The sequence below is a fragment of the Enterococcus sp. AZ095a genome (assembly GCF_050546735.1).
GTDB classification, from domain to species: Bacteria; Bacillota; Bacilli; order Lactobacillales; family Enterococcaceae; genus Enterococcus_D; species Enterococcus_D entomosocium.
In genome coordinates this window covers 1,431,884-1,452,297 of the sequence record NZ_CP172953.1, presented here as the reverse complement: position 1 = coordinate 1,452,297, position 20,414 = coordinate 1,431,884, and the positions used below count along the sequence as shown (strand labels likewise).

At 42.9% G+C, this 20,414-nt stretch carries 17 protein-coding genes, 1 riboswitch and 1 other annotated feature; of the genes, 7 read left to right on the top strand and 10 right to left on the bottom strand.

Annotated features, from left to right (window positions below):
• Positions 1–150 precede the first annotated feature (150 nt).
• The 5 genes from IGJ26_RS06750 to recQ form a co-directional block, all read right to left on the bottom strand.
• Positions 151–2,490 carry a WxL domain-containing protein gene (locus tag IGJ26_RS06750; protein WP_086338111.1) on the bottom strand — a complete coding sequence of 780 codons (2,340 nt, stop codon included), beginning with the start codon at positions 2,488–2,490 and terminating at the stop codon, positions 151–153.
• Positions 2,491–2,535: 45 nt separating this feature from the next.
• Positions 2,536–2,901: a hypothetical protein gene (locus tag IGJ26_RS06745; RefSeq protein ID WP_008381556.1), complete on the bottom strand. Its 366-nt coding sequence runs from the start codon at positions 2,899–2,901 to the stop codon at positions 2,536–2,538.
• Between the two features lie 545 nt (positions 2,902–3,446).
• On the bottom strand, positions 3,447–4,187 hold the full coding sequence (locus IGJ26_RS06740) for a MurR/RpiR family transcriptional regulator (RefSeq protein WP_005236546.1): 741 nt from the start codon (positions 4,185–4,187) through the stop codon (positions 3,447–3,449).
• Positions 4,188–4,244: 57 nt separating this feature from the next.
• Positions 4,245–4,664: a GNAT family N-acetyltransferase gene (locus IGJ26_RS06735; RefSeq protein WP_005236549.1), complete on the bottom strand. Its 420-nt coding sequence runs from the start codon at positions 4,662–4,664 to the stop codon at positions 4,245–4,247.
• Positions 4,665–4,721: 57 nt separating this feature from the next.
• Positions 4,722–6,488: a DNA helicase RecQ gene (gene recQ, locus IGJ26_RS06730; RefSeq protein ID WP_061053985.1), complete on the bottom strand. Its 1,767-nt coding sequence runs from the start codon at positions 6,486–6,488 to the stop codon at positions 4,722–4,724.
• A gap of 118 nt (positions 6,489–6,606) precedes the next feature.
• On the opposite strand from recQ, the gene IGJ26_RS06725 reads away from it, so the two are divergent.
• Positions 6,607–7,722 (top strand): NAD(P)/FAD-dependent oxidoreductase, encoded by a 1,116-nt coding sequence (locus IGJ26_RS06725; RefSeq protein WP_430599968.1) that lies wholly within the window; start codon positions 6,607–6,609, stop codon positions 7,720–7,722.
• A 93-nt stretch (positions 7,723–7,815) separates the two neighbouring features.
• On the opposite strand, the gene IGJ26_RS06720 is transcribed toward IGJ26_RS06725, so the two are convergent.
• Both IGJ26_RS06720 and IGJ26_RS06715 read right to left on the bottom strand, forming a co-directional pair.
• Positions 7,816–8,826, bottom strand: a complete 1,011-nt coding sequence (locus tag IGJ26_RS06720; protein WP_430599967.1) for a plasmid pRiA4b ORF-3 family protein — start codon at positions 8,824–8,826, stop codon at positions 7,816–7,818.
• Positions 8,827–8,891: 65 nt separating this feature from the next.
• Positions 8,892–10,436: a zinc ABC transporter substrate-binding protein AdcA gene (locus IGJ26_RS06715; protein WP_101698929.1), complete on the bottom strand. Its 1,545-nt coding sequence runs from the start codon at positions 10,434–10,436 to the stop codon at positions 8,892–8,894.
• A gap of 323 nt (positions 10,437–10,759) precedes the next feature.
• Positions 10,760–10,859: riboswitch (TPP riboswitch) on the top strand.
• A gap of 94 nt (positions 10,860–10,953) precedes the next feature.
• Here IGJ26_RS06715 and IGJ26_RS06710 point away from each other — a divergent pair.
• The 4 genes from IGJ26_RS06710 to IGJ26_RS06695 are packed head-to-tail and all read left to right on the top strand — an operon-like array spanning position 10,954 to position 14,188.
• Positions 10,954–11,577, top strand: a complete 624-nt coding sequence (locus IGJ26_RS06710) for a YkoF family thiamine/hydroxymethylpyrimidine-binding protein (protein ID WP_005236559.1) — start codon at positions 10,954–10,956, stop codon at positions 11,575–11,577.
• The gene (locus tag IGJ26_RS06705) at positions 11,570–12,172 is read left to right on the top strand and encodes an ECF transporter S component (RefSeq protein WP_005236560.1); all 603 of its coding nucleotides are present in this window, start codon (positions 11,570–11,572) and stop codon (positions 12,170–12,172) included. Before IGJ26_RS06710 ends, IGJ26_RS06705 begins: the two co-directional genes overlap by 8 nt.
• On the top strand, positions 12,169–13,581 hold the full coding sequence (locus IGJ26_RS06700; protein ID WP_430599966.1) for an ABC transporter ATP-binding protein: 1,413 nt from the start codon (positions 12,169–12,171) through the stop codon (positions 13,579–13,581). Before IGJ26_RS06705 ends, IGJ26_RS06700 begins: the two co-directional genes overlap by 4 nt.
• Positions 13,508–14,188 (top strand): energy-coupling factor transporter transmembrane component T, encoded by a 681-nt coding sequence (locus IGJ26_RS06695; RefSeq protein WP_086372801.1) that lies wholly within the window; start codon positions 13,508–13,510, stop codon positions 14,186–14,188. Before IGJ26_RS06700 ends, IGJ26_RS06695 begins: the two co-directional genes overlap by 74 nt.
• 62 nt (positions 14,189–14,250) lie before the next feature.
• On the opposite strand, the gene IGJ26_RS06690 is transcribed toward IGJ26_RS06695, so the two are convergent.
• Positions 14,251–14,769 carry a signal peptidase I gene (locus tag IGJ26_RS06690; protein WP_016613282.1) on the bottom strand — a complete coding sequence of 173 codons (519 nt, stop codon included), beginning with the start codon at positions 14,767–14,769 and terminating at the stop codon, positions 14,251–14,253.
• Between the two features lie 178 nt (positions 14,770–14,947).
• On the opposite strand from IGJ26_RS06690, the gene IGJ26_RS06685 reads away from it, so the two are divergent.
• Positions 14,948–16,789, top strand: a complete 1,842-nt coding sequence (locus IGJ26_RS06685) for a hypothetical protein (RefSeq protein WP_228085136.1) — start codon at positions 14,948–14,950, stop codon at positions 16,787–16,789.
• A gap of 96 nt (positions 16,790–16,885) precedes the next feature.
• Positions 16,886–17,090 (top strand) — a binding site (T-box leader).
• A 41-nt stretch (positions 17,091–17,131) separates the two neighbouring features.
• On the top strand, positions 17,132–18,565 hold the full coding sequence (gene proS, locus IGJ26_RS06680; RefSeq protein ID WP_008381577.1) for a proline--tRNA ligase: 1,434 nt from the start codon (positions 17,132–17,134) through the stop codon (positions 18,563–18,565).
• Between the two features lie 47 nt (positions 18,566–18,612).
• Here proS and IGJ26_RS06675 read toward each other — a convergent pair whose 3' ends face one another.
• Both IGJ26_RS06675 and IGJ26_RS06670 read right to left on the bottom strand, forming a co-directional pair.
• Positions 18,613–19,617 carry a lipoate--protein ligase gene (locus IGJ26_RS06675; RefSeq protein WP_005236575.1) on the bottom strand — a complete coding sequence of 335 codons (1,005 nt, stop codon included), beginning with the start codon at positions 19,615–19,617 and terminating at the stop codon, positions 18,613–18,615.
• An 18-nt stretch (positions 19,618–19,635) separates the two neighbouring features.
• A complete protein-coding gene (locus IGJ26_RS06670) occupies positions 19,636–20,376 on the bottom strand; it encodes an MBL fold metallo-hydrolase (protein ID WP_005236590.1) in 741 nt (246 codons plus the stop codon).
• Positions 20,377–20,414: the final 38 nt, after the last annotated feature.

The window sequence follows — 20,414 nt, the reverse complement described above, 5'->3', positions numbered from 1 at the left end:
CTCATGGCAAAAAGGAAAAATCTTCATCATGGTACAAGGTGTACCATAAATAATGGATAACACCAAATCCCCTGATACATCCGACATTGTGTCTTCTCCGATGCTAACAAAAAGAAGCTGCAAATCGCTGCAGCTTCTTTTTGTTTATTGTTAAGGAACAAATGAAAGTTCCCAAAGAATGGTTGCTGAATATCTCGTGGCTTGAGGAGTCGCACTAATTGGCACCTCAAGTTTGACACTTTGATCCATTGTTTCTCGATCGCCAAAGCGCTGGACCCAAGTGCCTCTGCCTTGGTTGGCACCTGCTTGTGCGATTATCTCCGCATTTCCAACAGTCAGTGCTGCTTGCTGTTTGTGAGTAGGTGGCTCAGACACGTTTTCTCGAGTCGTTACTACATCGATATTGTCTAATAAAATTCTAGCACCAGTCAGTTGATGCCCTTCATCACTTTCAAAAGGCTCTCGTAAGGTTGCACGGAGGGTCCAACCGGAATTTTCCCGCCTCCGATCTGAAACCTGCACATAATTAGGGCGTAGATTATCATTTGGATCAGCCGGCTGAAGCAGTTTCTGCGGCAGGGCATCGTAGGTCGTCGTTTCTGACCGAATGCCAACTGTCCCAAACTGGAATTGGGAAACAAAATCCAAGCTGACAAACCCTTGTTCTGCATCAATCTCAGGCGGATTCTCAGGATTTACTTGCGTATCCGGATCAAGAGGGTCTACTGGTTGCGGAGTACTTTCCAAACCATAAACCAGCCAGTATTCTTGTTCATCTCGGGTGACTCTTGTTTCCAGCGGCTGACCGTCCCGCTCGTAAAGATATTGGTAATAAGGAATCTCCTCAGGAAGGATATCGACCGATTCATTTACGAATTCTCCTTGATAGGTTGGTTCCCTCAATGCTACCCCTTCTTCATCTATGTGATTGATCTTGATGTTCGATGGCACGCGATCAAATAAAAAAGTAACATTCTGATGGAAAGGCTGCGGCATAATAGCAAATGTACCTGGGTCAAAGTGTTCTGTGACATACTCAACCCCGTAATAGTCATACCCTAACTGATAGGGTTCATCGCTCTCTCGGTTCTTGGGGTCAAGGGTATGAAGGAAACGTAATGGTAGTTCTAATGTTTCAGTTGGTAGAATATCCTCCCCTGTCTCTCGATCCAGATAGTTTACATGGACGGTTCCAGTACCAATGTGATATTCCATCCAATCAAAAGTAAAGGTATGGCGATCACTCCTTGCACCTGTACTTCCAGTAATAAGAAAAGCCATCGCAGAAACATCCTCAGGTTGCCAATCACTAATATCTCTACGCCATGTCCGATTGTCATAATCGACTTGAAACCATCTCCCATTTTCATCCGGCTGATATTGAATAAGTACATCCAAATCATGTCCCAAGCGATTTCCAGCTCTTTGCGGTAATGCATCATTGCCGGTATAGGTCGCCATCGTTCGCGGACCTGTATGATAGATGAATCCAGCGAATGGCGCACCGCCAACAGACATTGGATCTCTAATCACCTCAAATCGATTCGTGAATTCTTCAAAAACACTAGGTGTAGTGTTATAATTATTGTCCAATTTAAACCCAAAGCCATCGATCAAACCGCCAATACCAAACGCATTTCCTGGATACCCGACTTCATCTGTAGCCGAATTGTGAAAGCCAAAAGCAATGCCATCGGCTCCGTCTAATCTCGTTCCGATATTTGCTTTGCCTTTTAGCGTAAATGGACGATCCAAACTGAGCCTTTCTTTTAAAGTAACATTACCAACGTGATCTGATAGATTGGGCGTTAACAGCACTTCTCCTGTTTGCTCGTTATAAGTAGCATCGATAGGGTGTCCTTGCAAATCAAAATGATCTAAGAAATCTGCTCGCTCAATTCGAATTTTAGCTGTAGTATCACTTCTATCATCTACTTCTGCCTCTCTTCCTACTTCATCCGCAGCCTCATCTGCTTGATCTACTTCCGCAGAGTCATTCTCTTCTTCCGTCGAATCAGTGTCTTCGGCATCCGTATGATCTAAGATCAGCAGGCGCTGCGTAGCAGTCTCGGCAACGATGATCTCATATTCTCCGATCGTATCCACAAGAATCGGTAAGACAAAAGTCGTTTGTGGGGTCTCGCTGTTCAGCTGCCACACACCTTCGTGGTCTGTTGCTACCACCGTTAGTTCATCGTTCAAAGCTTCCTGATCAATGATTATTTCCTGAGGCAACGCGATGTCCACCGTTTCGAGGGCAACTTCTGAGTAGAAAATAAAATCTATTACGTGCTCGACCTCTCCTTGGATCAGTTCCTCCGCAAAGGAGATTTCTCCACTCACTTCATCGTCGGCCTTCTCCTCGTGTTCTTCCTCTGGTGTCCACGAAAAAATCGTCTCGGCATTCATGATTGTTAATGTTGTAATCAGTGGGAGTAAGGCAAGTAGAACCAGCAACCACTTATTTTTTTTGCGAAAAAATGAGTTCATCGCATTCACTCCTAAATGTCATTTCTCTTATTTTCCCCATGGGATCTAGCCCCACTTAGGGAATGTTGATTTCCCTTTTTTGATAAGTTGTTTTACTACGTATATGTTAAGTGCGGTGATCAGCAAGAGACTTCCAAGAATCACCCAATCCAACCGTTGAATGAAGTTTGTCTGGGGCAGCTGCCCGCCGGGTTTACCCGTGTCTTGCGGTGGACGCGGAACAGGACCGGTTGGTGGAGATGGTTCTGGTTGATCCAAAGGCTCATAAATCCCGGTAAACCCCACTGTCCCCTCCGTTTCCGTTGAACGTCTCTCCTCGCCAAAACTCGTTCTTGTAAACCCGAAAGCGAACAATAAGACCAAACATACTTTCAAAGCCCTTCCTCTAATAGATGCACCGTTGATATCCATTCTCCCTCCTCCTTGTGAGTTGTTCATTTCGAAAACGATCGTTTTTGAGACGTGTTATTTTATTAAAGCCAATCTCTTTACAAAAGCCTAAATAGTACTGTTTATATGGAATTCATTCTATCTTGATCGTAGTCGTACTTGATATCTCAAAAACCATGGTTTTCAAACATGTCATACTAATTATATCGATGTTCTACTTAGAATAAAATTCACGATATTCCTCGATCGATGAATATCCTGCATGAAGTTAAAAAAAACATACGTTTCATTCATATGTTATTGTTGCAACTATTTTAGAAACTTGCCATCTCCCTTTTATACAACAAAAAGCTCAATGATCTTAGATTACGTTATTCCTTTAATCCTCGACACCTTGAATCGACGCTTCATGTCAGGCGTCCCTCTCATTTTCTATCAACAAGAATGAACCGTAATTAGCTTGCTAAAATGCAAAAAAACAAACAGGTCCAAAAGTCATCAAAAGAAAAGTCTCTTGATCCATTAAACCTGTTTGTTTTTTTCATTTATTAAAGGAAAAATGTAGCTTATTCCCCTGCGGATAAAGAAAACTGACGAACCGTCTCCGACAACGCTTCGACTAAGAAAAGGCAAGGAATTTGCGTCGTCAAATCTTCATACTTGTTGATGCGTTTCACATCAACTGAATAGTCTAAGACATAATCGGACATTCGCCCCAGTGTGCTGTTGGCGTCACTGGTGATTGCTACAGTGGTGAAGTCAGGATTATTACGAAAGCCATTGACCACTTCAATGATCTCGGTGGTCGTTCCGGTGATTGAAAGGACCACGATCATATTGTCTGACGTATGTTTCAGCTTCGCAAAGATTGGATAGGTATTATCCACCAAAGCATAACTGTTAAATCCGATTGTGGCAAAACGGCGGGCAGCATATTCACACATTGAACCTGACGCACCGATGCCATAAAAAATAATATTCTCACATTCCAGCATTCGTTCAGCGATTCGCCGGATTTTTCCTTCGATGTCTCGCGGGAAGCGTTCCGGATCCAAAACGGTCATACTGCTAAAAAAACTGACAGCATCTAACTCAGGTGCTTTGAACTGGGTACGAAATTCTGTAAAGCTCTCATACCCTAATTTACGGATAAAGCGCATAACAGAAGAAGCTGAGGTGTGGGATTCAAGCGCGATCTCACGAACCCGCATATAGGGAATCTTATCACTTTGGCTCGACATATAATGATAAATCGCACGATCGGTCTCTGATAACTCATTGAAATCGATTTTTCCAAAAAAAGACATAGTAAACGCTCCTATTTTCTCATTCTCCTATCAATGTACCACAAGCTAGCAAAAACATCACAACTGTTTGATAAGAAATAATTCCATCGGCTGTTCAAATCCAGGACTTGTCAAAAGTAACCCACCGGCATCTTGGTAACCAAGGTTGCGATAGAAATGCTGTGCTTGCTCGTCGACTTGCGTGGAAGTCAAACAAAGAGCATGGCCGGCTGCTTTTTGCTGTTGTTCCCAATAAGTAACCAACCGTTTCCCAAGTCCCTTGCCTTGATGCGCTTCTGCGATCACTAACATGGTACAAAAAGGAATCGTGTCCCAGAAAAAATTGTAGCGCAGTAACCCTACTGGCTGTTCGTCTGCAACTATCACATAAGCAGTTTTTTCCATTATCTTTTTGGCGAAGACTTCCTTTGGTAAGTGAGTATCCAAAGAAAACCAAAACGCTTGATCTGCAGCTATTGCCGGTCGAATCGTAATCACTGATTTTTCGTCCCTTCCTGCTGTTTTTTTGTCTTATCGTAGAGAAAATGGTCTATTTTAGTCACTTTCCGTCTTTTCGTATTCAGAAAGCAATGCTAAAAAGGCATCGCCATACTTATCCAATTTGTTTTGGCCAACCCCTTTGATCTGTAAAAAATCGATCGGCGTTTTTGGCTGAACTTCCGCCAATTCTCGCAGTGTTTTATCAGAAAAAACGACATACGGCGGCAAATTTTGTTCTTGTGCGAGATTCAATCGTAAGGTGCGCAGTTGATCGAACAGTTCATCATCAACCACTAACTGTTTGACTTTGGTTTGTTTTCTATAAACTTTTGCTTTTCCAAGCAACACATCAATCCCCGCATTGGTCACACTTAACAAAGGGTATTGCCCTTCTGACGGCAAAAGATACCCTGATGCTGTTAAATAATCGATCAGCTGATTGACTTCCTTTTGAGACCAATCTTTCATTAATCCATAAGTTGGTAACTTTTCAAAGCCCCACTGTTTGACTTTTTGGTCGCCAGAGCCCGTTAGCACTTTCCCCACCAAGGCTTTCCCGAAGCGTTCGCCCATTCGTTTCACACATGACAACACTTTTTGTGTATCCACTGTGATATCCACTTGTTCTCTTTCATCAAGGCAATTGCTGCAACGACCGCAATCGGAACCATCTTCTCCAAAATAACGCAAAATATAGCGCTGTAAGCACAGTTGGGTATGTCCGTATTGGCTCATCTCCCGCAATTTCAAGTATTCGTTTTGGCGATAAAGAATATCTGATTCGGATTGATCGATAAAGAATTGCTGAATCTGCATGTCTTGTGGAGCATAAAGTAAGATCGCATCACTGGGTTCGCCGTCTCGTCCGGCACGCCCGGCTTCCTGATAATAAGACTCCAAATTTCCAGGTATCTGGGCATGGATCACGAAACGGACATTGCTTTTGTTGATTCCCATCCCGAATGCATTGGTCGCTACCATCACTTGCAGGCGGTCATAAAGAAATTCTTCTTGGAAAAATGAGCGCTCTTCTTCTGAAAGTCCGCCATGGTAATACCCGACGGACACGCGTTCATGTTTCAACAGGTGATAGATCCGTTCCACTTCCTTGCGGGTACTGGCGTAAATGATACCTGATTGTCCTTGGTTCATTTTCAAATACGTTGTGATGTAGGTATCTTTTTGATCCTTGACGACTTGAAAAGCCAAATTTTCCCGAGCAAACCCGGTTTTGACTTGATTTTCTGCCGGAATTGAAAGTAAGTTTTCGATGTCTTCGGCAACTTTGGGTGTAGCTGTCGCGGTAAGGGCAACGATCGTTGGCTTCTGCTCCCAGTTTTCGATCGTTTCGGCGAGTCGCAGATAGCTCGGGCGAAAATCATGTCCCCATTGGGAAATACAGTGGGCTTCATCAACGGCCAATAAAGCGATCGGCATCTGCCGCAATGAGTAGCGGAAAGATTCTGAGTCTAAGCGTTCTGGCGAAACATAAAGCAGTTTGATTCGCCCTTGGCGTGCTTCTTGCAAGCGTTGATTGATCTGTGCTCCTGTCAAGGAAGAATTGATATACGCTGCTGGGATCCCCATATCAACGAGGCTATCTACTTGGTCTTTCATTAATGAAATCAAAGGGGAGATGACCAAGGTCACTCCATCCAGCAAGAGCGCTGGCAATTGATAACAAATGGATTTCCCTCCACCTGTGGGCATGATTCCCAAAACATTTTGTTGTGTTAAAATAGATTGAATAATCGTCTCTTGACCTTCACGAAACTGTGAATAGCCAAAATGTTCTTTTAAGACTGTTTGAATAGTTTGCATAATACCCTCTTTTCCATTTCCTTATTATACGCAATTAAGTACGCAAAGAAAACGGCATTAAGAGAACTTTCGCTTTTTATTCGCTTTTCAATGAAATCAAACAAAGGAGTCTTCTACTATGAAAAAAGTTATGATTATCGGCAGTGGGATCATCGGTTTGACCCTCGCCAATTATCTTGATAAAACCAAATTTGACGTGACTGTCATTGATTCCCTCATCGGTCAAGCAACATCTGCCAGCGCTGGCATCATTTCCCCTTGGTTATCCAAACGCCGCAATAAAAAATGGTACCAGTTAGCACAAGACGGAGCCGCTTTCTTCCCGAAATTGGTACGGGATTTTGCTTTAGATGAATCCATCTATGCCCCATGTGGCACTTTGGTAGTGCGACCAGAAAAGGCGCTTCAAGAACTGGCAGAATTAGCTGAAAATCGACGTAAGGCGGCACCAGGAATCGGCGAAATCGACTTACTGACGGGCTCACAAACCAAAGAGGTATTGCCATTACTAAAAGAAATGCCCTCTTTACGAATCACAGGCGGTGGCCGCTTAGATGGTCAGGCTTATCTTGCCCACTTAAAAGCAAACGCTCAGCAGCAGCAAGTGACTTTTATTGAAGAAAAAGCTGAGATCGTCAGAACCGACAACCATTGGCAAATCAAAACCAAGGATCACTTTCTTGAAACCGAGATTCTTTGCCTGACAGCTGGACCGGGATTACTAGACTTGTTATCACCTTTAGGGTATCAGGTTGATATCCGTCCGCAAAAAGGCCAGTTGCTCTCTTTTGCCACCAACCTGCCGACAAACAGTTGGCCGGTCGCCATGCTAGAAGGCGAAGGCGACTTGATTCCCTTCTCTAATGGTCAAATTTTATTAGGCGCTACTCATGAAAATAATGCTGGTTGGGATTTGACACCTACTGAAGCAGCCCAACAGCAATTGATGACAGGAATCGGTGCTTTTCTTGAAGACCCCGAAGCACTCTTTGCTGCCCCAATGACTATGCGAGTCGGCACACGCGCTTACACCTCTGATTTTGCGCCTTTCTTTGGGGAAGTGCCTGATGAAACGAATTTGTTCGCCGCCAGCGGGCTAGGTTCTTCCGGTTTAACGACGGGACCTTACATCGGTTATCTTCTAGCAAATCGGATCAATGAGGTACATGCGCAACCAACAGACTTCTCGTGCTACACCAAACCGATGACAGAGTATATCAAGAAGCGCCTTTGATAGGAAACCACTAAAAAACCACCAGAACCGTTACGGTCTGGTGGTTGTGCTGTTTGATTCTTGTAAAATTACGGACAATTTCCTAACTACTAGTTAAACATATTCTCCTGTTTCCCAATAATCGAGTAAAACTTCATTGATGATCTCACGATCCAGTGGTTCACGGATATCATCATCAAAGGCATCTTCGATCGGGACATCGCCCACAGCTTTGATACAAACCGGGACGACCGGATTCGGATGATCCTCTGCTGTCAACACTTTTTCAATCTTGATCTTATGTGTCCAATCTGCCCCCATATCATAAATATAGGTCATGGACTTACAATACTGAAAATCTTGGTCAATAGCGGACGCATCCGTTGGAACGGAATTGCCTAAGCCGATCGATTTCGAGCCGGCAATAAACAAATACAAATGTTGATTCATCCACTCAAAGGCAATCTGGATCAAAATATGTAGCTGTTCATAGGTCAGCCCTGCAGGAATAATCAAACGACGCCAAATTGGCGGACGGTATCCTTCTAAATCAATACGGACCTGATAGGCGACCGGCGTATCTGCTGCGTCATCAAAGGCCGTATGTTTTGTTGGAAATGGGACGATTTTTGGCGAGATTGCAGCAATCCGTGGGTCATCAACGGGCAATAGATCATGTTCTTCGGGATCGGTGTCTTTAATCATTGCTAACATCGCTTCTTTCTTTTCAGCTGACCAAAACTGTGGTTTGGACATCCGAGCGAAAAAGATAGGTTGTTTTTCAGCCAATACAAAGGCAATTTCTAGGTATTGCGATTTGGTAATATGCTTTTCTTTATACATGCAGTAATAAAAGTCTTCAATGGCTGTTTTGGCAAACGGAAGAAAATTTAGACTGTACGGTACTTCTTGAGGCAGCATTTCAGTATATACCCATTCAACAAAGACTTTGTCTTTTAGTTTGGTCATGCCGCCATCTGTTTCCGCGCAAAAGATCAAGTAAAAAACAGGACCTAAGTAATGCTCAAGATCGTCGTCACTAACCACACTGGGTCCGCCATACAAATCAACGTGATCCATCATCCGGTCAATCACTTTCGCTAATTTCTTCAATGTTTTTTCCAAAAAAATCTCGCTCCTTCCTATCAAGTTTACTTTGACGAAAAGAGCGAAGATTGTCAATCTTTTTTTTAATGGGAGAGCATTTCCTGTGCAATTTCTAATCCGCTCATCCCCGTTGGGTAATAGGTCGGCCAATGCTCCATTTCCTCTAGTAACGCTTCATGACTCTCGTTGCCAAAGTAGATATGGAAATGATGTGAAGCACCTGGTGCGATCATATGGTCGCTAAATTGGATATATTTGAACGCCGCATCTTCATCGGTGCTTTCAAATAAGAAGCGTACGCCACGATTACCAGCTGAGTAGTTCAAAACCTCTTTGCCAGTATACACATACTTAGCTTCTTTCTCTGTACCATCATCAAAAATAAATGTCATTGTATTGTCTGTGATCTTGATCTGAGCAACATCCGTTTGATACCCTGTCGTATAATACTCTTTGTATTCGTCAGCTGTCATTTTCTTGTCCATTTTTGCTTTATAATCAAACACTTGATCCAATGTTCCGTCTTGTAAAAATGGGTAAACGGATTGCCAGTCTCCTGCCCAGTCAGATAAAGGACGGTCTTGTACATCGGCATCCTCAAAGTAGCCGTTATAAACTGTTTTTTCTTTTTCGGCTTCAGCCATTTCTTTGTCATTTGCTACATCGGTGGTTTTTCTCAAGGCATCGCGGTTTTGCTCCATAATTGAAATGTAGTCTTCCCCGTTATCCATCTGCTCTTGGGTCAAGCCTTCTAATGGATTCAAAACAGCCAGTTCGACTCCTGCTTCTGACGCTAACGTCCGGGCAATGCTGTCTTTGGCATTTTCTTCAAAATAGATCGTCTGAATGCCTGTTTCTTGAACGAACTCTTTTAGTTCTGCGATCCGTGAAGCGGAAGGCTCTTCACTTGGTGAAAGACCGGAGATCGGAACTTGGGTCAATCCGTATTCTAAAGCTAAATAACCAAAAGCGGCGTGCTGCGTTACAAAATGATTTTGCGCCGGATTGCTAAATGCTTCTTCATACGATTCATGAAGATCTTGTAACTGTGCTAAATAATTTGCAGCATTTTCAGCAAAGGCTGTCGCTTTCGCTGGATAAGCCTCACTCAGCTGGTCACGGATAGCCTCTACTTGTTTCATGGCTAAGCTTGGGGCTAACCAGACATGGGGATCTAATTCATGAGAATGACCATCATCGCCGTGGTCATGATCGTGATCGTGGTCGTGGTCATCGTCACCGGGTAACAGGACCATTCCTTCTGTGGCTTTAACCACTGTCACATCCCCGTCATTTAACGTGGCTTCAATCGAAGGAACCCACATTTCCATGTTCTCATTGTTGTAGACGAAAACATCCGCATCTTGGATCTTTGCCATATCTTTTGCAGAAGGTTCATAATCGTGGGAATCAGTGCCCGCGGGCATCAATAATTCAACCTCCCCTTCATCCCCTACAACTTGACGAGTAAAATCATACATCGGATAAAACGTAGCCATGACCTGGATTTGTTCATTATCAGAAGCAGCGTTGCCTGATTGTTCAGTTGCATCAGAGCCTCCTTGTCCACAGGCCGCCAAAGCTAGGGCTACTGTTGATAACATCGTTATTTTAAAAAACTTCTTCATTTTCAAAATACACTCCTTTTTATTTTTCCATATTTCCTTTTCCTCGGCAAAACACTGATAAATCAATTACGATTTACAAAAACAAAACGTAACGTTTACGTTTTACCATCGGTTTTCTACTTTACACAACTATTTACTCCTTGTCAATAGCTTTTCAAGATGTTTTTTTATATGTAAAAACTTTCATATGTACCACTGCTGATATCATTATTAACTTACTGAATGGATCGGTTGATTCGGCAACAATTGGCAAATGACGAAAATCGCTATCTATTGTCCTTTGTCGCCTCCTGTGCTACACTCGGGGGGTAATTGAATAGAAGATTATCCACTAGGGGCGCTTTATGCTGAGATAGACGTATGTCTGGTCCCTTAGAACCTGATTTGGTTAGTACCAACGTAGGGAAGTGGCAGCGCATGATTTTTCGCGTTCCCATTTTTTCTGTCTACGTGTGGATAGAAAAAGGAGGAACGCTTTTTTTGTAGACAGAAAAACCATCGAGAGGAGAAGAGAAAAATGACAAATGAACCAATCGCCTGTGCGGCAGATGGGATCGATATCACGGGGTGCCGAGTTAGCTTGTACCCAATGAAAGACCATTTCGCGCAACAAATTTTAACAAGTATCGAAAAAACGAATACGAGCGCTGTTTGGCAGCAGACCGATCTGTTCAGTACCCTTTTTCGAGGGGAAGCGCCTAGTGTCATAGACGCAGCAGAGGCGCTATTTATCAACGCCTACGAATCAAAGACACACCTCGTGGGTGAGTTTACTTTTTCCAAAGGCTGTCCCGGAGACACTGCGGGTGACACATTCTTGAATGGCGAACAGGCGCAACCCAACAAAGGAAAGAACCTTGCGAATGGTGACTTTTTGGTTGATTGCAAATATTCGTTTTACGTATTTGGCGAAAATCATTATATGGAAGAAATCGCCACGATCGTCCAACTGGCAGAGACTCATGGCTTGAGCCCTCGTTCCGCTCACTATGTGACGATGCTGACCGGATCAGCAAGCCAACTCTTTGCGTATTTTGAAGCCGCATTAGCTTATGCCCATGACCATCTCCCCCACTATGTTCTGGAAGCGACTGTTTCGGTCAATAGCCCTTCAAAAAAGGAGGCGATGCCACATGACTAAGTGGGCTTTGAAAGATGTCATCATGGTAGGAATTGCTTCGTTGATTTTTGGCGTGATCTATCTTGGGGCTGTCCATTTCGGATTGTTGTTAGGTACGCTTCTAACGCCCTTTGGTTTATCTGTCTTAGCCAATGAGTTTATCTTTGGTGTTTGGTTCATGGCGGCAGCTTTTGCCGGATATGTGCTACGTAAGCCGGGAGCAGCTACGATCACTGAAATGATTGCGGCTCTTTTAGAAGTGTTTATGGGAAATTTTTATGGACCTATCATTTTTATTAGCGGTTTTGTACAGGGGATCGGAACAGAAGCCGGCTTTGCATTAGGCCGCTACCGACGATACGGGTGGTTCCCTTTAGTTACTGGAGCCGTGGGCGCCACGATCACGAGTTTTCTTTGGGGAATCATTCGGTCAAATTTCATTAACCTACAATGGCAGTTGCTGTTGGCGATCTTTCTTATTCGCTTGCTTTCTTCGTTATTCTTTTCAGCCTTTTTAGTGAAGATCGTCTGTGACCACCTGACACGGATGGGGGTTCTCAACAGTTACCCCATTGCTGAAGATCAAACGGTCATCGTCAAACGGAAAACCGCATGAGCCTGTCGGTAAAAAACGGCAGTTTTTTGGTGGATCAAAAGCGACTTAAATTGACTCTGTCTTTGGCCCCTGGTGAAACAAAAGGGATTTATGGTGCTTCAGGAACAGGAAAAAGCACCCTTTTCCATCTCTTAGCAGGACTAAATGAGAAGGGGTTTGATGGAGGGACGTATACGATTGACGGCCAAACGATGAACCAGCTTTCCATCCGGGAAAGAAGCACGTCCGTCAGCTTATTGTTTCAAAATCCTGATATGCAATTTTGCATGGCAACACCTCGCGAAGAGTTGCTTTTCTGTTTAGAGAATCAATGTATTCCCCAAAAAGACATGCCAAACAAAGTGGCTGAAGCTTTGGCATTTTGCGAGATTACCCACCTTGCTGATCAACCTTTCACGACCTTGTCTGGTGGTGAAAAACAGCTAGCCGCATTGGCTTGTTGTCTGATATTAAAAAGTCGTTACTTGCTTTTGGACGAACCCTTTGCCAATTTGGATTCGGACACAAGTCAAAAAGTCATACGAAAGCTGCAGCAAATCCAACACAAAAATGCTATTGGTATTTTATTGATCGATCATCAAATCAAAGAGACCGCTAACTGGGTCGATGAGTGGCTGCTGATTGAAGAGGAATTCAGAACGATCAATCAAGCAGCGCTCCGCCAACTTGATCAGCACCTACGCAAGTCGCTGCCGCTTGTGAACATTAAATCGACTTCTAACGAAAAACGGCTTTCATTTCAAAATTTCCGATTACCCATCCGAAACCATGAAATTGTTTTCCCAGATCTTGCCTTTGATAAGGGCTCACTGATTGGAATCACTGGACGTAGCGGCAGCGGCAAGTCTTCGTTTTTAAAAGCTATTTTACAGCAGCAGGCCTATAAGGGGGATATTCTTTTGGCAGGTAAACCAATCAAGAAGTATCCGTCACCTTTTCGCTCCATCAGTTGGATCATGCAAAATCCGCAAGACCAATTTTTGGCAGCTACCGTTGCGCAAGAGCTTAGCCAAGGAAGCGCCCCGACCGAGAGCGAAAAACTACTCGAAAAATTGCGTCTGCAAAACAAGAGTGCCCAGTCGCCTTTTCTACTTAGTCAAGGACAGCAACGACGCTTGGCTGTTGCCTCCTTACTGCAGCGCCCGGTCGACCTACTGCTAGTAGACGAGCCGACATATGGTCAAGATGTCACACAAGCTTGGCAGATCATGGAGCTATTAGCTGCTAAAGCAACCACTGGCACGTTAGTTTTGATCGTTAGTCACGATATTTTATTGTTGCAACAGTTTTGCTCGCAAATCATTGATTTCAATTGCTATCAAAAGGAGGTCGCAGATGCGTACACTCAATCCCACAGTCAAGTTATTCGCCATTTTAGGACTCGCCTTAGTGGTTTCTTTTCAAAATAATTTCAGATTGAATTTATTGCTCTCTGTCCTATTCTTCGTTATTACTGTAAAAGAGCGCTCCTTGAAAAAAAGTCTTTTGCTCTTTTCTGCATTGACATTGGCAGCTGTAGGGGTCTTTTTCACTGGTCTCCTTTACTATCAAGACCATCAAGGCGATCCCTCCTCAACGACAGCTATTCACTATGGGCTTGACATGGCGAGCCGTATCTACTGCTTCGGTATTCTGGGCAGTTCCTTCAGTGTGACGACCACGATCAATGAATTGATTTATTCGCTGCAGCAACAGCTGCATCTACCTGCCGTTTTTGCGTACGGTCTGCTCGCTGCGTTTCAAATTGCTCCGATCATTCCAGCAGAGTATCAAAACATCCGCAATAGCATGCGTTCCAGAGGAATCTCAGTCAATTCGTTTTCTTTCAAAATGTTGATTCCTTTACTCGTCAAATCCATTCGCTGGTCCGAACTTTTGGCGACGGCAATGCTTTCAAGAGGTTTCGACGGTGAAGGAAAGCGAACTTATGCCAAGACATTTCGAATCACTTTTATGGATACGCTGTTTTTATCCTTATGTTTGATGGTGGGACTTGGCGGAACACTCATCCTATAAAGGGGAAAGAGACAAAAAGACAAAGAAACGTAAGGGTTTCTTTGTCTTTTTTCATTGATTTATTAAGAAGTGATCGTCTTTTTTACTGAGCCAGATTTGATTTGGTAAAACGTAACAAACATCGTCGTTGCTAATATATACAAGGCGAAAAGAAGATACATGTTTTTAAACAGCTGGATCGTCGTTTGGTTCAACCAGGCCCCTACTTTGGGAATATAAAATATCGGCTGGCCAATCAATTGACTTTTTTGAATTTCGTTTGGTTCCATCTGATTTTGATTGTCGCCAATGGTATAGAGCACCGATTGATTTTCCCCAACCGCAACGATTCGCCGCGTCCGCATCTGTCTACCTTGATCAACATAATACGTTACTTCGTTGCCAACCACTAAATTATCTTCAGAAGCTTTTTTTACAAAAAGGAGTGTCCCTTCAGAATATGTCGGTTCCATTGCATCACTAGCAACAATAGCCATTGTGAAACCAAACGCATGTGGGATCACCACAATTAGTACAGACAGCAGCATGAACATCAGTACAAAAAGTGAGAGCATGATACTTTGTTTTGGAAAAAGCTTCATTTTCTATTCTCCTTCTAAACCTCAGTTTCTTTTATGATTCTATAACATAACTCTATTTTTTTCAAATATTTAAAAACGTTTCATTGAATTTTTATACGAAGATTACTCGATTATTATTTGACTTTATTTAATTATTTATATTATGCTAAAGGCGATTAAAAAACAGAGGAGAAAAAGTATGCCTTTTTTAAATAACAAGTTTTTTTTAAAGCGTTGGATTCCCTTCATCCTTCTGGTCCTATTTTTACTGGGAAGTATTGTCTTTTTTCTCGTTCTTTTTTTATTCCCAACTTCTGATATCCATGCAGTGGAGAAAAAGGAAGACTGGATTTTCTATGCTGAGGACAATCCCGAATCTACTTTTATTAGTCGTTATGTGAAACATTTACCTAGTGTAAAAGCGAATGATCGTTTTGTGATGAAGCGAAAAATGACCAACGATTATAAATACCCTACAATGTTACTAATTGGCGATCATCAACACATGACTGTCTATCTCGATGACCAAGAAATTTACACCAACGATGAGCCCAATGATCCACTGACTCTCAATCATCCAGGCAAAACATTGTCTTTTATCACCTTGCCTGAGGATTATGTTGGTAAAACCTTGAAAATATACGTGACTAGTCCTTTTGACACCTATTCTGGCTTCCCAGCAGAAGTCTTTTTTGGCCCTGCAAATGCACTGATCGGCTATGTCTTCAGTCTGTCAATTTTAAATATTTACATTCTTTTATTTACTGGTTTTATTTGTATCATCAATTTATTTTATGTCTTAGTTTCTTTTATCAATCAACGAAGGCTGAAAACATCTTCTCTCTTATTCAGCGGCTTTGCCTTAACAGCAGGCTTGGAAGCGGGCTTCAGCGATATGCTTGGTGGACTACTGTTTCCCCCAATCGTCAACTCTGTAATGTTAAATATTCTTTCTATTATTACACCAATGTTTTTGATCGGCTTTTACTGCACGAATATGCATTTTATTCGCAAGTACTACCAGAAATGGTTATACTTCCACTATTCATTCGGTCTGTTAGCGATACTTTTCGCACTTTTCCAAGCACAAAGTTTGCCCGTCATCATGAATTATATGTTCTTGTTGAATATTACCAGTACCTTCGTTACTTCTTTTGCAGCAATCTATGAAGCATTGAAAAAAAATCCTTTTTATGTCATTTGTGCGCCTTGGATCGTGATTGCGGCTATTGGTCATTGTTTCTTGTATATTCAGGATATTTTAGTTTTGCCACAATCTGATATCAATTGGCGTTCGATCATCTTTTTCTTATTAATTATCATTTTTACTTGCTACGGCTTCCTTGAACTCTTTTTTGCCAGCGAGGGTAAAAATAAGCAGATCGATACAGCAGACATCAAAGTGCGTTTATATGAGAACCAACAAGCGATCAGCCCTGAACAAACGTTAAAATGGCAGCAAGTTTTACGGACCATCAAACAAAGAACCCATACGGTCAAGGATATGTTAGAAGATCAGCAGTTGGCAGCGGCCTATGAAGGCCTTAGTGAGATTGAAGAACAGATCAAGCAGCAGTTAACGAGTCCTTCCGTTGAAAAAGAATCACTCACGACGATGCTGCTTGCTAATTATAAACACACAGCTGCTCAAAAAAGGATCACCTTTGCCTGTGATGGCATCATAGAACCACTGGAACAATTGGCGGAAAATGATCGTCTATCCTTGATCGCTCATTGCCTAGAGTACGCCATCCGATACACTTGTGCGGTCACTGATCCTCAAAAGCGAAGACTCGCGTTGAGGGTGAATGACACGAACGGCCAGTTGCATATCGACTGCCAAATGCCGCTTCTCTCAAATGAAGAAGCAGAAAAACTACAGAACAATGAAACCAAACGACAGGCGATGCAGGCTGACATGCAAATGCTAGAACAACTTTGTTTAGCCTACCAAGGAAGTATCCGGATTGAAGAAACTGACGGGCTTCACCTCTTGCATTTGACACTTAGGGCGAAAATAGATCCGCTGTCTTTCGACTGACCGTCTTGCTACATTAGTTTTAAAGGAGCGATTTTAAGAAAAAGCGAAAAAACTCTTGCTTTTTTCGCTTTTTCGCTTTAGCATGATAAAGAACAGCAACAAGCATTGGAATAGTAGTTTTATGATGGTCTTAGAGAGTTGATGGCAGCTGAAAAATCGACACCCACTGATAAAATGAACCTACCCAATGGCAATGACCGCAAAACGGTCGGTGGAAAGGCCTTATCCTTTACGAGTTGGATTATCCCGATAGATAATCAACAAAGGTGGTACCGCGAAATCCAAGCATTTCGTCCTTTTTTAGGACGAGATGCTTTTTTATTTTTTTAAGGAGGAAAAAGAATGACACAAAAAAATGATTTTACAGAATGGTATATCCAAACGATCCAAAAAGCCGAATTGATGGCTTACTCCCCAGTGAAAGGCTCCATTATTTTCCGTCCTGACGGCTTCGAACTTTGGGAGCATATCCAAGAAGAGTTCAATCGATTCTTGAAAAAAGAGGGCATTCGCAATGCGTACTTCCCAATGCTGATTCCGCAAAATTTCTTTATGAAAGAAGCCGATCATATTGAAGGTTTTGCGCCTGAATTGCCATGGGTCACAGAAGTCGGCAATGAAAAATTGGAAGAACCTTTGGCCTTGCGTCCAACCTCAGAAACCATGATTGGCTCTGCCTTTTCTGATTGGATCAACTCCTATCGTGACCTACCTTACGAAATCAATCAATGGGCAAACGTCTTTCGTTGGGAAAAGAAAACATTGCCTTTCTTGCGTACCTCAGAGTTTTTATGGCAAGAAGGTCATACCGCTCATGAAAACGAAGAAGATGCACGTCAACGCACCATGAAAATCTTGGATGAATATGCCCGCCTTTGCGAAGAATTCCTAGCGATCCCTGTTTATCGCGGACAAAAAACCCCTTCTGAGCGTTTTGCTGGAGCAGTTGATACTTATTCGATCGAAGCGATGATGAAAGACGGCAAAGCAGTCCAAGCAGGAACCAGCCACTACATGGGGACAAAATTTGCTGAAGCATTTGATATTACGTATTTAACGAAAGAAAACAAGCATGTCCATGCCCACACAACCTCTTGGGGTGTCTCTACCCGCTTGTTGGGGGCCTTGATCATGACCCATGGCGATGAAAATGGGTTAGTTTTCCCACCAACCATTGCACCAACCCAAGTTGTGTTGTTACCAGTCGGTCCATGGAAAAAGAATCCAGCCATCTTAGAAAAATTAGAAGAACTGTATGCCAACTTTAAAGCCAAGGGCATTCGTGTTCGATTGGATGATTCTGATAACTCACCTGGCTATAAGTTCAATGAATGGGAACTAAAAGGCGCTTGCTTGCGAATCGAATGTGGCCCAAGAGATTTAGAAGCTGGCAAAGTGATGGTCAAAGTCCGCGACTTGACTGACAAGCAAACAGTCGCTCTTGAGGACTTGGAAGCCTTCGTTGATCAAGAACTGCAAGCAATGACCCCACGCTTATTGGCAGCTGCGAAGGAACGTAACAAAGATAATGAGTACACCAACATCGATACATTGGATGAACTAAAAGCCCATATCGAAACGTGCAAACAAGAAGACAAAGTGACTGGCTTTGTTTTGATCGGTTGGGACGGCTCGGAAGAAACGGAAGCGAAAATCAAAGAAGAAACCGGCTTTACTACCCGAAACATTCCGTTTGAAGCACCAATGGAAAAAACAGTCGATATCGTCAGTGGCAAACCTGCCAAGCATACCGTTTGGATCGCCCGCGCATACTAATAGAAAAAACGAAGCAGCCAGATTGAAAAGGCTGCTTCGTTTTTTGATTAATAAATCAATGAAAGAAAATCTTCAGGCGTGATGTTGCCAAAATATTTTTTGACATCAATGTTGGCGATGACTTGTGCCAAATCTTCCTTGGCATAACGAGTACCGATCAGGGCTTGTTCGACATCTGCAATGTCCCCTAGTCCGAAAAAGTCGCCAAAGATTTTGGCATCCGTGATTTTTCCTTCTGCCACATTCAAACGAACTTCGATGGAGCCGATTGGGAAGCGATGACGGCGTTCAATATCAAAAGCTGGAGATTTACCGTAATTCCAATCCCAGTTGCGATAATACTTATCGGAAATCTCATTGATCTTGACCCAATCCTCTTCAGTCAGTTCATAGGTTTTGACTTCTTCCACGGAATCGACACCAAAAATCTTCAATAAGATTTCTTGACGGAACTCTTCAGTCGTCATGTCTTGCTTCTCTTTTGGCAAGAATGGTTTGATGTTGGTCACTCTTGAGCGGATCGATTTGATGCCTTTTGATTCGATTTTGTCTTTGCGGACTTTCAAGGCGTTGACCACTTCATTGATGTCACTGTCAAACATGATCGTCCCATGAGCAAACATCCGGCCATTCGTTGCGTACATCGCATTCCCAGAAAACTTCATGTCATTGATCACAAGGTCGTTGCGCCCTTTTAGTTGCGCCCCTTCAACACCCATCTCATGCAAGGCTTGGACGATTGGTTTGGTCAGTTTTTCAAAATCTCTGAAAGAATTGCCATCGTCAGGCATAATAAAGCTGAAATTCAAGTTTCCGAAATCATGATAGACTGCACCGCCGCCGCTGAAACGACGAACGACATGAATCCCATGTTCATCCACATATTCCTTATTGATCTCTTCGATCGTATTTTGATTGCGTCCAATGATAATCGATGGTTCATTAATGTAAAAAAGTAAGATTGGTTCATCCACTTTCATTTCTTGAAGAAGAAAAATCTCGATGGCTAAATTGATGCGTGGGTCGTTCAGTTCATTCGGTACAAAAAGCATACTATTCGTTCCTCCTAATTAGATGATTTCTACTATTTTTTGAACAGCCGCCAACTCAACAGGGATTCCATTGGCAGCTAGCGCAGCCTCTTCTCGTAACTGTTCTAAGTCACCGTGTTGCGGCAAATGCGTCAACATTAATTTTTTCACCTGCGCTGCATGGGCGATCTCCCCTGCTTCTTTTGAAGTAAAATGAGCCTTGTGCCGCTCATTTCCTGCAAAAAGATAAGTATCTGCCAAGAATAAGTCAGCCCCTTCAGCAAACGGAACGAAAGATTCTAAATAGCCAGAGTCTCCAGTAAAAACAAAGACCTTGCCCGTACTTTTCTCAACAAATCGCATGGCATAGCAAGTGACTGGATGAATCGTTTTCATAAAGGTAATGGTGAACGGGCCCAATTCCAACGACTCAGACTGAAGGTAATCAAATCCTTGGGTCACTCCCGGCATCGTCAGACTTTCAAAATGAACCCTGTCCTCCCCATGACCGTAGATCGGCAAAACCTGCCGTTCTTCGTTTTCGGGATATAATTGCCAATAGTATTGTAATACCCCCAGATCCGCAATATGATCGTGATGGTAATGTGTCAAAATCACTGCATCTAAGTCTAAGGGATCAAGGATCTTTTCTAATTGGACCAAGGTGGTACTTCCCGCATCAAGCAGCAAATGAAAGCCATCTGACTCTACTAAATAGCCAGTAGTCCCTTCACCATTATACGGATAGGCACCTAAACAACCTAAGACAGTTATTTTCACATGTGTTTCCTCCTCTTTGGCTCCAGCTGATTTTCTAC